Source organism: Pseudomonas sp. GW823-FHT02E01, from assembly GCF_058797535.1.
Genome location: NZ_JBXAJS010000010.1, coordinates 44,026 through 55,686, shown reverse-complemented (window position 1 = coordinate 55,686; position 11,661 = coordinate 44,026). Strand labels below are relative to the sequence as shown.

Genomic DNA, 11,661 nt, shown 5'->3' with positions numbered 1-11,661 from the left:
GGCCCAGACTGATTTCAAAATGCGTCGATTCGCAGGCCGGCCGCACCACTGGCCGGCGGATTGTCTATGCTCTGAGGACTTACTGACAGGCGAGGGATTTATGGACGATCCAGTCGACAACAAGCCGCCAACCTTCTGGCAGATGTTGCACAGCGTCATGGCGGCAGCGTTCGGAGTGCAGAGCAACAAGAACCGGGCGCGGGATTTTACCCACGGCAAGCCCAGTCATTTCGTGATCCTGGGGGTTTTGTTCACCACGGTATTTGCCCTGACGCTGTTTGGCATCGTCAAACTGGTGTTGCTGTTGGCAGGGATCTGAAACGGCTCAGTGCATCAGGATTTGCAGGCTGAACGGATAGCGGTAGGACGCTGGTCGCCCCTTCGCCGACAGCTTGTGGAAATCCACCCCGAAATTCTGTGCGCGGCCCAACGCCAGCAGTTGTTTGGCTTGCGCCCGGTTAATCAATTGCAACAGCGGAAGTTGTCGGTCCCGACCGCCGTACTGGCTGATGTCGACCCCTTGGTCATAGTCATGCAGCTCAACCAGTGCCCAGCCACCCAGGCTGAAATGCCCGCCCAGCAACACGCTCAGGCGGTTGTCGAGCAGCGCTTGCAATGCTGCGGGTGAATTGTTGATGGCGCCGAACAATGCATCCTTGCCCGGAACACCGCCCGATTCGACATACGCCTGCATGACGCCAAACGCCATTTCGTCGTTGGCCGCCCACACCAGTGAAGTCTGCGGATAACGCGTGAACAACAGTTTGGCTTGCTCGTACGCGCGCTGACGTGTCCAGCCACCGTACACCAGCTGACGCAAACGCACTTGCGGGTGTTCGGCCAGCGCCCGACGCATGCCCTTCTCACGCAACTGCGCCGACGGCGTGACCTTCAAACCGGAAAAAGCCAGCAGGTCAATCATCTGGCCCGGGGCCACCGGGGGATGCAACCGAATCAACTCCTTGAGCATCAGGTAGCCGCCCTCCTCATCGTTGGGCACCAGGCTGCCGATCCAGTCGGGATACTTGTCGGGTCGGGCGCCGAGCAGTTTTACCTGATCCACAGTCAAGGCATTGTTGACCAGAAACAACTTCACCCCGCTGCCTTGTGCCAGGCGCAGCACTTCGGGGGCAACGGATTGTTCGTTGACGAACACAAGGTAGTCGGGACGATTGTGCCCCTGGAGGGCTTCGCGCGCCTGCTTGATGATGTTTTCAGGCACCCGGTCGGAGTACTGGATCCGCAGGTCCATGCCCAGATCCCTGGCGGCGGCCTGCATGAACTGCGAGTAACTGACCCAAAAAGCTTCCTTGGTGGTTCCCGGGTTAAGGAACAGCACTGACGCCGCTTGAGCGCACGGTCCCGCGACCATGCCCAGCGCCAGTAATACACCACTTAGAAACTTCAACATGTGTCGTCCGAGCCCCCGGAAATTCGCCGCGCATTATAGCCAGCGAACGTCCGTAAAACGGCGACTTTTCCGGTTTTTGTCAGACAATCGTCGGAACCGGGCCCGGACGGGGTCGCTTACTGATGACTGACCCAGAATACCGCGGTCCCCACGACCAGAATGATCAGGAACAAAATGGCCCATGCATCAACGGTGCTATCGCTTTTCCGTGCTTTGGTTGGGTTGCTCATTGCATCGCCTCTTGTCGGTTTTATCGGTGATTGCATAAAGACTCGAGCAGAGTAAAGACGACGATTGCCCGCATCACAAACAGGGTCTTTGTAACAGCGCCCCTCATTAGTCGATTTGGTTCTTTACATATGCTCAAACATCACTTTTACGCATAACTGCAAACTGGTATCGTGCCCCGGCTCCGTAGGGAGTGCGCGGCCGTGCGCGCAGAATTGCCGAGGTATTATCGGACGCCAGCAAGCCAAAAAACGCCGCTGTTTCCGACCGGCCCAAGCCTGAGAACAGGACTTATATGTACGTATACGACGAATACGATCAGCGGATCATCGAGGACCGCGTCAAGCAGTTCCGTGATCAGACCCGACGCTATCTGGCAGGCGAGCTGAGCGAAGAAGAATTCCGCCCCCTGCGCCTGCAAAATGGCCTTTATATCCAGCGTTTCGCGCCTATGCTGCGAGTCGCCGTGCCTTACGGCCAACTGACTTCGCGCCAGATGCGAATGATGGCCAGGATTGCCCGCGACTACGACAAGGGCTATGCCCACATCAGTACCCGGCAGAACGTGCAGTTCAACTGGCCGGCCGTGGAAGACATTCCGGACATTCTCGCTGAACTGGCCACCGTGCAGATGCACGCGATCCAGACCAGCGGCAACTGCCTGCGCAACGTCACCACCGACCAGTTTGCCGGTGTCGCCGCCGACGAACTGATCGACCCGCGCCCATGGTGCGAGATCGTCCGCCAGTGGACCACGTTCCACCCGGAATTCGCCTACCTGCCGCGCAAATTCAAGATTGCCGTCAACGGTTCGACTTCCGACCGTGCCGCCATCGAAGTCCACGACATCGGCCTTGAGCCGGTGCACAACGCAGCCGGCGAACTGGGCTTTCGCGTACTTGTCGGCGGTGGCCTGGGTCGTACGCCGGTGGTGGGCGCGTTCATCAATGAATTCCTGCCGTGGCAAGACCTGTTGAGCTACCTCGACGCCATCCTGCGGGTCTACAACCGCTATGGCCGTCGCGACAACAAGTACAAGGCGCGGATCAAGATCCTGGTCAAAGCGCTGACGCCTGAAGTCTTTGCACAGAAAGTCGATGCGGAAATGGAGCACCTGCGCGGTGGCCAGACCACGCTGACCGAAGCCGAAGTGCAGCGCGTCGCCACACACTTCGTCGATCCGGACTACAAGGCGCTGGACAACCAGACCGCCGCCCTGGCCGAGCTCGACCAGCAGCACCCGGGCTTCGCCCGCTGGCGCGTGCGCAACACCCTGGCCCACAAGAAGCCGGGCTACGTGGCCGTGACCTTGTCCCTGAAACCAACCGGCGTTGCACCGGGCGACATCACCGACAAACAGCTCGACGCCGTGGCCGACCTGGCCGACCGCTACAGCTTCGGTCAACTGCGCACCTCCCACGAGCAGAACATCATCCTGGCCGACGTCGAGCAGGACAAGCTGTTCGCCCTGTGGGGCGAGTTGCGCGAGCAAGGTTTCGCCACGCCGAACATCGGCCTGCTGACCGACATCATCTGCTGCCCGGGCGGTGATTTCTGCTCCCTGGCCAACGCCAAGTCGATCCCGATCGCCGAATCGATCCAGCGCCGCTTCGACGACCTGGACTACCTGTTCGACATCGGCGAACTGGACCTGAACATCTCCGGTTGCATGAACGCCTGTGGTCACCACCACGTCGGCCACATCGGCATCCTGGGGGTGGACAAGAAAGGCGAAGAGTTCTATCAGGTTTCCCTCGGCGGCAGCGCCAGCCGTGACGCCAGCCTGGGCAAGATCCTCGGCCCGTCCTTTGCCCAGGAAGCCATGCCTGACGTGATCGAAAAGCTGATCGACGTGTACATCGAACAACGTACCGAAGACGAACGCTTCATCGACACCTATCAGCGTATTGGTATCGACCTCTTCAAGGAGCGTGTCTATGCAGCGAATCATTAAGAACAACGAGGTCGTCGACGAAACCTGGCACCTGCTGCCCAAGGACTTCAACATCGACGAGATCAGCAACTGCGACGACCTCATCGTGCCGTTGCAGCTGTGGCGCGAACATAGCCGCATGCTCCTGGCCCGCGATGGCGGCCTGGGCATCTGGCTGGACGCCGATGAAGAAGCCGAGGAAATCGGTGAAGACGTGGCGCAATTCCAGGTCATCGCCCTGAACTTCCCGGCATTCACCGATGGCCGCAACTACTCCAATGCCCGCCTGCTGCGTGACCGTTACGGTTTCAAGGGCGAATTGCGGGCCATTGGTGACGTGCTGCGTGACCAGTTGTTCTACATGCATCGCTGTGGTTTCGACGCGTTCGCCATTCGCGCCGACAAAGACCCGCACGAAGCCCTTGAAGGCCTCAAGGACTTCTCGGTGACCTACCAGGCCGCTGCCGACGAACCGCTGCCGCTGTTCCGTCGTCGCTGACCGTCACCCCTTGAACCCCGACCCGGGGTTCAAGGGGTTTTACCCTTCGCGCTAAAACACCGAATTATCCACCAGCGGAATCGGACGACCCATGGCGACCCAGTCGCGGTACAGCCGGACTCGATCTTCCAGCACCACGAACAGCCTGAACGGATTGTCCGCATCGGCCATCCGCGTTTCGACACAGTGCCGCAACCAGCCCCACAACTCTTCTGACGCATCCGCTTCGTGGAGCAAGCGCCACACACGCCCCTGCAGCGACCAATAACCGACCCGGAAATCCGCCGTCAGGCTCAACCCATCCATGACCCGGAGCAACGCACTGCCCGATGGCTTGGCGGCCAATCGTTGCCAGATCTGTTGCCGCGCCTCGCGCACGCTTTCATCACCCTCCTCCAGCCAGGGCGTCGCACTGCCGTAATCGGCACCCGGCTCACTCAACCACAAATTGATACCGGTACGCTCACGATGACTCACCAGACGCAACAACGTGTCTTCATCCGTCAGCGGATTACCCCACAGTTTCACCCGGTCCCGGGACACCGCCTGACTCAGTATCGAGTAGGGAACCCGACCGATCCGGTTGCCTCGCAAGTCGAGCGAGGAGAAGTACGGCTGATCGGCGATGCCTATCGGACAATGGCTGATTCCGGTGTTTCTCAGGTTCAACACACGCAGCTCATTCATCCCCAATACCACGGGCGGTACAGTCAACGGGTTGTCACTCAGATCCAGTATTTGCAAGCTCACCAGCTCACGAAACTGCGAAGCCGTGCGCTCCTGAAGCTGCAAAAAGGTGGAACTCAGGTTGAGCGTAGTGAGGCGGGTCATTTGCCGAATCGGTGGAGGCAACACACCTTCCAGCACGCCGTCTGCGTTGAGCCGCCGCAGGTCGACACGTTCCAGGTTCAGGGAACGCAGGTTCGGAAAACTTTCGAGAAAGACGCTCAGGCTCTCGCGCTCGACCAGGTGCAAGCCCCGCATCGATAGCTCGACGACCTCATTGAAGCGCACGTTCATCGCTGGCAACCTATGGTAGTCCTCGAAACCCAGATCCAGCCTGTAACCAGAGAACGTCTCGCCGGACATGACTCTATTGATCTGGGGCGGGCATTTTTGCCAGATGCCCATCAGTTCGTCGCCCAATTCAATTCGCGTTTCACGCTCATAGCCAATCACGGTTTGCAGCAGTTCGACATTGTGTGCCGCCACCTGCTCAGGGCTCATGCCTGCGGCGTCATCATCGTCCACCGCAAGAAAATCCACCTCCATGTCATCGACATCCAGCACGGCCTGGTCGATCCACTGGCGCAGATCGGCATGCAACTGCTGCATCTCGAGAATCAGGCGATCCACCAGCGCTTGAGCGCCGTTACCCGCCATCAGGAGCAGCTCATCCGCCTGGGCATCGGTGAAATCCGGATACAGATTCTTGACCTGCAGTCGCATGATTTCATGGGTCAGCGCAGCGGCCTGTGGCGTATTCGGAAAGCCGCCGCCGCGCAACCCCGTGGCTTCGAAGGGCAACCGCGAATCCATTCGATTCAAGCCGAGTATCAGCTCGGAGCGGGGCAAGGCATGTGTGCCAATACGCAGGCGCAACTGGCTGGCCGCGTCTGGGGAGCGCAGCGACATCGCCGCGCGCTCCTCTCCTGACAATAGATCGACCAGTGCGGTAAACAGATCCGAACCCTCGCCGTCGGTAGCCGCCATCGTGGAGTACCGATAGCGATCACCGGTCTTGATCAAGCGCCGGCAATCCGCCGAATCGAGCGGGCCGCAACGGTCCAGGACCCGGCCACTGATTGACCCGTCGTGCACTTCGATGCGCAAGTCTTTCGGCCAACCGGGCAGGCGTGGCAGGGAATGCAACGCCAGGACATCGGTTTCCGGATGGACGATCGAACGCAAGTACAGACCTTCATAAGCCCGGTTGAGTCGTGCATGTTGTTGATACTCCCGCGACTTGCTGTCCAGGCGCTTGAACAGTAGCAGCGCCTCGTCAGCATCGACGGGCCGATTGATGTCAACTCCCGAACGGTCGAGGATCTGCTCCACGGCACTTTTCGGCAAACCTTGGTATTCACGCTGAAACAGGCGAACCCACTCCTGGTCCGAGTGCTGGAGCGCCTGATATCGGGCATTGAACAATCCGGCCCGTGCTTGCGGGTCGGCGACGATTTCGAGTTCCTGATCGAGCTTGAAGCGTGTGATGGTGTCGGCAAGCAACGGCGTCGGCGGACGGCCAGTCTGCATCAGGCGCAGCATATCGTCGTCGACCGTACTGACCCGGGCGATCTGCGCCAATACCTCATCACTGAAGGCAGCAAGGGGTGTGCAAACGCCACGCATCAGCTCCACACGTGTCGACACCGGCGCCGGAGCCGATCCGGGTGCGGGCTCGACCGGCGTTTCGGGATGCGGCTCGCTCCCGGGTTCCCGGGGTTCGTGCAACGTTCCGGCGATTTTTTCTTCGCCCTTGAGCGCCGCCACCGCCCCGACCAGCGGGAGTGCATTGAGCAAGCCGAACACCGTGCGCGTCACGCCCTCGGAGCGCTGCTCCGGTGTTTTACCGTTGACGGCCTGATCGAGGCCATAACCGGCGTCGATCAGGCCGGCCAGTACCAGGACGCCTTCGCCTCCCGGAATGAACAATGCCAATGGCCCCAGCCGGTTGATCCACTGCACGAGCGGTTCCACCACCGCGCTCAGGTTGTCGCGATTGACCTGGGCATCGTCGCGGATGGTTTTGACGCTGGCCATGGAGGCCTGCTTCATGGTCAGCACCAATTGCGCGAACGGGTCGGTGTCAGTCGGCGCACGCTCAAGGTCGATGTAGTCCTGCGGGTCCCAGAAACCGTCGTTGTTGAACAACCCTGCGTTCTTTTTCAGCCAGTGTTCCTTCGGGTAAACCGCCATGCCCTCCAACGCCGTCGACACCCCCGCATGGAAGGTACCGTCTTCACGATCGTCCTCGGCAAAATGCGCGACCAGCGCTTGCCGTGTGCCGGCAACCCTGCCCTGGTCCACGATCCATTGGCGCAGGTGCCGGAAGTCGGCGAATTCATGCAAGGGTGAGGAGTTGCCGGGAATGTTCAGCAAGACCCGGCCGCTGTGACGGTGGCGATAACACCAGATATCGTCCGAGGTATAGCGATAGATCGTCAGCCGCCCGACCTCGATCGGTGCGCTGATGCGGGTGGCCGCCTGCACCTGGCCGATGGTCAGCGCACTCCAGGTCTGCTGCGCTGGCAACCCGGCGGCCTGCATGGCCAAGACCAGGCCTTCCTGACTCAAACTGCCCTCCTGATGTTGCAGGCAGGCGCTCATGATAAAGGCGGCCTTGACTGAGGTTCTCAGGTCGTAAGGCGCCGCCTGGACGATACGCTTATCGGAGGGCCACGCGCGATCAAGGTAAGCCTGATAGCGGGTTTGCAGATCCAGCTCCCACACCCACTGTTTGAACGCCGCTGGCCTCAGGGCAATTTGCGTTGCCGGCCCATACACCTGTGGCGTGGTCTGGCGATAAATGCCTTCGTAGGTGTGGTGATTGCCATTGCCGTGGTCGGCGAATTCATCGACATGCTCCACGATGCGAACGGACGGACCGACATCGGGCGGTGTGTACAAGCCAAATGCGCTTTCGGCAAAACGCCCGTCACCGACGGTCTGGTAGTTCGCCAGCAACGCCTGCACCAGGGTTTGCGTGTTTGCCACCTGGCCTTGCTCGATACCGTCCTGCGGTGGGTGCCCGCGATAGCGGTAATCCAGGGTGACCAACAGGGCCTTTTGCGGGTCGATGTCTTGCCCCCATTTTGCCTTGATCAACTGGGCACCGAACTGCTCGGGAGACTGCGGCAAAGCCGCACCCACCACAGACGTCAGTGTTTCGCGCAGCGGCGCAAGATCGGGATGAAGCGGTGTCTGTTGGTCATTCATATGCGTTCCATGGCAATTATTCCGGAACACCAACATAACCAACCGCCGCATTACCGAAAGCAGGAACGGTCGCCTGCTGCCTACAGAGATTTCGCCGGGCCGTGGAGGACATCAGGCACGTATTCGCAGGCAAAAAAAAACCGGGGCTAATGCCCCGGCTGGATGTTTTGCAATATCTCCTGCCCCGTTACCAGAAGCGTTGCTGGGTCAAACGGCTCCACCAGCTCAGCAGCACACGATCGACCGAGCCGCTGGCGGCCATGCCAATGCGCTCTTGCAGGCTTTTGCGCTCGGCATAGTGCAGGTGATAAAGCTCGGACTGCCTGGCGCGTTCGGCGAGGTACTCGTCGCTGGTCTTGAGTTCGTCGACCAGGTGTTTTTCCAGCGCCGCCACGCCGAGCCAGATTTCGCCGGTGGCCACTTCATCGATCGCCAGTTGCGGGCGATAGCGCGACACGAAGTTCTTGAACAGTTGATGGGTGATGTCCAGGTCTTGCTGGAACTTCTCCCGGCCCTTCTCGGTGTTTTCGCCAAACACGGTCAGTGTGCGTTTGTACTCACCGGCGGTCAGTACTTCGAAGTCGATGTCGTGCTTTTTCAGCAAACGGTTGATGTTGGGTAACTGCGCCACCACGCCAATCGAGCCGAGGATCGCGAAGGGTGCGCTGATGATCTTCTGGCCGATGCACGCCATCATGTAGCCACCGCTGGCCGCGACCTTGTCGATGCACACGGTCAAGGGCACGCCGGCCTCACGGATACGCGCCAGTTGCGAGGAGGCCAGGCCGTAGCTGTGAACCATGCCACCGCCGCTTTCCAGGCGCAAAACCACTTCGTCCTTCGGTGTGGCCAGGGTCAGCAAGGCCGTGATTTCGTGGCGCAGGCTTTCGGTGGCCGAAGCCTTGATATCGCCATTGAAATCGAGCACGAACACCCGGGGCTTGGCCTCGGGTTTTTTCTTCTGTTTCTTGTCGGTTTTAGCCTGGGTCTTGCGCAAGGCCTTGAGCTGATCCTTGTCGAGCAACGTCTGCTCCAGGCGTTCGCGCAGCCCTTTGTAGAAATCATTGAGTTTGCTGACCTGCAACTGGCCCGACGACTTGCGCCGCCCCTTGCTGCGCAAGGCCGCAAAACTGGCCAGGACCACCAGAATGGCGATCACCAAGGTCACGGTCTTGGCCAGAAAAATGGCGTACTCGGAAAAAAACTCCACAGGGACTCCTCAAACGATGCGCGGCTTGAACGCGCGCGGGATACCTCCAGCATACCCATGCGCCGACCTTGCTACCAGCCGTGAAAGCTCTGGTAACAGGCCTGTAACGGGCATTTCAAACAAGCGTATGTTTTTTCATTGACAGCACACCGCCATCCTCATAACCTCGCCAAACCTTCAACGTACCGGGAAGACGCGGACGTGGGCAGTATCTATTTGATTCGACATGGCCAGGCCTCCTTCGGTGCAGACGACTACGACGTGCTGTCGCCGACCGGTATTCGTCAGGCTGAAATCCTGGGTCGGCACCTGGCCGAACTCGGGATCAGCTTCGACCGCTGCCTGGCGGGGGATCTGCGCCGCCAGCAGCACACGGCCAACAGCGCGCTGGAACAATTCGCCGCGGCAGGCCTGCCGGTGCCGCTGCTGGAAACCGACTCCGCCTTCAACGAGTTCGACGCCGATGCAGTGATCCGCGCGCTGTTGCCGGCCATGCTGCCGGACGAACCCGAGGCCCTGGACATCCTGCGCAACGCCGCGCAAAACCGTGGTGAGTTCCAGCGTATCTTCGCCCTGATCATCGAGCGCTGGTTGGCCGGCACCTACGACACACCGGGCCTGGAGAGCTGGCTGGGGTTTGTCGAACGGGTGAGGGCCGGTCTGCATCGCATTCTCGACCAGGCCGACAACACCCAGAAAATCGCCGTGTTCACGTCCGGCGGCACCATCACCGCCCTGCTCCACCTGATTACGCAAATGCCTGCCCGGCAGGCCTTTGAATTGAACTGGCAAATCGTCAACACCTCGCTCAACCAGCTTAAGTTTCGTGGTCGCGAGGTGTCCCTGGCTTCCTTCAACAGTCATGCGCACCTGCAACTGTTGAAGGCCCCGGAACTCATCACGTTTCGCTGAGTCCGGATTATTGTGACCCTGGCTGTAATCACCCAGCTCTTATTACCCAAGAAAGGATCGAACCATGACCTCCGTAGCTGATGCCGTACAAGCAATGAAAGCCAAGTTCAACCCAGCCGCTGCCGCCGGTCTGGACCTGGTCTTCGGTTTCCGCATCGACGACACCAAGAACTTCTCGCTGATCGTCAAGGACAGCACCTGCGAGCTGCAGGAAGGCGAGAACCCGGACGCCCAGGTGACCCTGGTGATGGACGGCGAAACCCTGCAAGGCATCGTCGACGGTTCGACTGACGGCATGCAAGCGTTCATGGGCGGCAAACTGCGCGCTGAAGGCGACATGATGCTGGCGATGAAACTGTCCGAGCTGTTCCCGTCGTAAGCACCTGGTTCCCGAACTTCGGGAGCGTGCCTGCTGCAAACGAATCCCGCCCTTAGTGGCGGGATTCGTCGTTTTTGCTGGTCCTGTGGCGAGGGGGCTCGCCCCCGTTCGACTGCGAAGAAGTTGCACAACCAGAGATTTCGACTTATCGGAAGGACGTCAAGGGCCGCTTCGCGCCCAACGGGGGCAAGCCCCCTCGCCACAGGTCAGGTGGTGCTCTTACAATGCGGGCACTTACACCACCGGCCACCCCATGGACATCGACCTCGCCCGCACCTTCCTCGAAATCGTCCGCCATGGCAGCCTGGCTGCCGCCGCGGAAAAACTCCATGTCACCCAGACCGCGATTACCGCACGGGTACAAAAACTCGAGAGCCAACTGGGCAGCACCCTGTTCGTGCGCAATCGTGCCGGCGCCCGCCTGACGCCCAATGGCGAAGCGTTCGTGGTGTATGCCAATCAGCTGGTGCAAACCTGGGAAGCCGCGCGGCGTGATTTGCCGTTGCCCGAAGGTTATCGCGATGTGCTGCACATCGGTGGCGAGGTGAGTCTGTGCAACCCGTTGATGCTCGGCTGGGCCGGTGAAATTCGCAAGAACATCCCCAGCCATGCCCTGCGCATGGAAATCCGCGACGGGGAAAACCTGCTGCGCCAACTGGAGTTGGGCGTTCTGGATGCCGCGCTGGTGTATCAGCCCGAATATTGGCCGCGCCTGCAGGTCGAGCAGATTCTCGAAGAAAAACTGATTCTCGTGCGCCTGGCCGACAAGCCCGATCCTTATGTGTACATCGATTGGGGCGCTGATTTTCGACGCCAGCACGACGCCGCGCTGCCGGAGAAGGCCAAGGCTGCGCTGAGTTTCAATCTGGGCCCGCTGGGCTTGCAGTATCTTCTCGAAAACGGCGGCAGCGGCTACTTCCGCACCCGCGTCGTGCAGAGTTATCTGCAAAGCGGCGCCCTGGAACGGGTGCCCAAGGCGCCGGAATTCAACTACCCGACCTATCTGGTCTACTCGCGCGATCGTGACTCGCCGACGCTGCAACGCGCCTTCGACCTGCTGCGCAAAGTCATCGACTCCGACGAAGACTGGTCGCAGCGATGGGATCCGCTGACCTGAGACCGGTTTGCACCGGATCATGGCCGTTGTGTC

At 60.1% G+C, this 11,661-nt stretch carries 9 protein-coding genes; 6 read left to right on the top strand and 3 right to left on the bottom strand.

All coding sequences use genetic code 11. From position 1 onward, the window contains the following. Positions 1 to 100 precede the first annotated feature (100 nt). The gene (locus AC1RDQ_RS22700) at positions 101 to 319 is read left to right on the top strand and encodes a DUF2970 domain-containing protein (protein ID WP_492588185.1); all 219 of its coding nucleotides are present in this window, start codon (positions 101 to 103) and stop codon (positions 317 to 319) included. Between the two features lie 6 nt (positions 320 to 325). Here AC1RDQ_RS22700 and AC1RDQ_RS22695 read toward each other — a convergent pair whose 3' ends face one another. Next, positions 326 to 1,411 carry an ABC transporter substrate-binding protein gene (locus tag AC1RDQ_RS22695; RefSeq protein ID WP_102671344.1) on the bottom strand — a complete coding sequence of 362 codons (1,086 nt, stop codon included), beginning with the start codon at positions 1,409 to 1,411 and terminating at the stop codon, positions 326 to 328. 523 nt (positions 1,412 to 1,934) lie between these two features. On the opposite strand from AC1RDQ_RS22695, the gene AC1RDQ_RS22690 reads away from it, so the two are divergent. Continuing rightward, positions 1,935 to 3,593, top strand: coding sequence for a nitrite/sulfite reductase (locus AC1RDQ_RS22690; protein ID WP_057714379.1), 1,659 nt, complete (start codon positions 1,935 to 1,937; stop codon positions 3,591 to 3,593). Then, complete coding sequence (locus tag AC1RDQ_RS22685) at positions 3,577 to 4,071, top strand: DUF934 domain-containing protein (protein ID WP_057714377.1); 495 nt, start codon at positions 3,577 to 3,579, stop codon at positions 4,069 to 4,071. Before AC1RDQ_RS22690 ends, AC1RDQ_RS22685 begins: the two co-directional genes overlap by 17 nt. A gap of 51 nt (positions 4,072 to 4,122) precedes the next feature. On the opposite strand, the gene AC1RDQ_RS22680 is transcribed toward AC1RDQ_RS22685, so the two are convergent. Next, the gene (locus AC1RDQ_RS22680) at positions 4,123 to 8,010 is read right to left on the bottom strand and encodes a dermonecrotic toxin domain-containing protein (RefSeq protein ID WP_492588184.1); all 3,888 of its coding nucleotides are present in this window, start codon (positions 8,008 to 8,010) and stop codon (positions 4,123 to 4,125) included. A gap of 187 nt (positions 8,011 to 8,197) precedes the next feature. Next, entirely contained in the window at positions 8,198 to 9,220 is a 1,023-nt protein-coding gene (sohB, locus tag AC1RDQ_RS22675) for a protease SohB (RefSeq protein WP_090455662.1), read from the bottom strand. 201 nt (positions 9,221 to 9,421) lie between these two features. On the opposite strand from sohB, the gene AC1RDQ_RS22670 reads away from it, so the two are divergent. The 3 genes from AC1RDQ_RS22670 to AC1RDQ_RS22660 all read left to right on the top strand — a co-directional run bounded on the left by AC1RDQ_RS22670 (position 9,422) and on the right by AC1RDQ_RS22660 (position 11,628). After that, complete coding sequence (locus AC1RDQ_RS22670; RefSeq protein WP_154859778.1) at positions 9,422 to 10,132, top strand: histidine phosphatase family protein; 711 nt, start codon at positions 9,422 to 9,424, stop codon at positions 10,130 to 10,132. A gap of 64 nt (positions 10,133 to 10,196) precedes the next feature. Next, on the top strand, positions 10,197 to 10,511 hold the full coding sequence (locus AC1RDQ_RS22665; RefSeq protein ID WP_007946492.1) for an SCP2 sterol-binding domain-containing protein: 315 nt from the start codon (positions 10,197 to 10,199) through the stop codon (positions 10,509 to 10,511). Positions 10,512 to 10,764: 253 nt separating this feature from the next. Further along, a complete protein-coding gene (locus AC1RDQ_RS22660) occupies positions 10,765 to 11,628 on the top strand; it encodes a LysR family transcriptional regulator (RefSeq protein WP_057714369.1) in 864 nt (287 codons plus the stop codon). Positions 11,629 to 11,661: the final 33 nt, after the last annotated feature.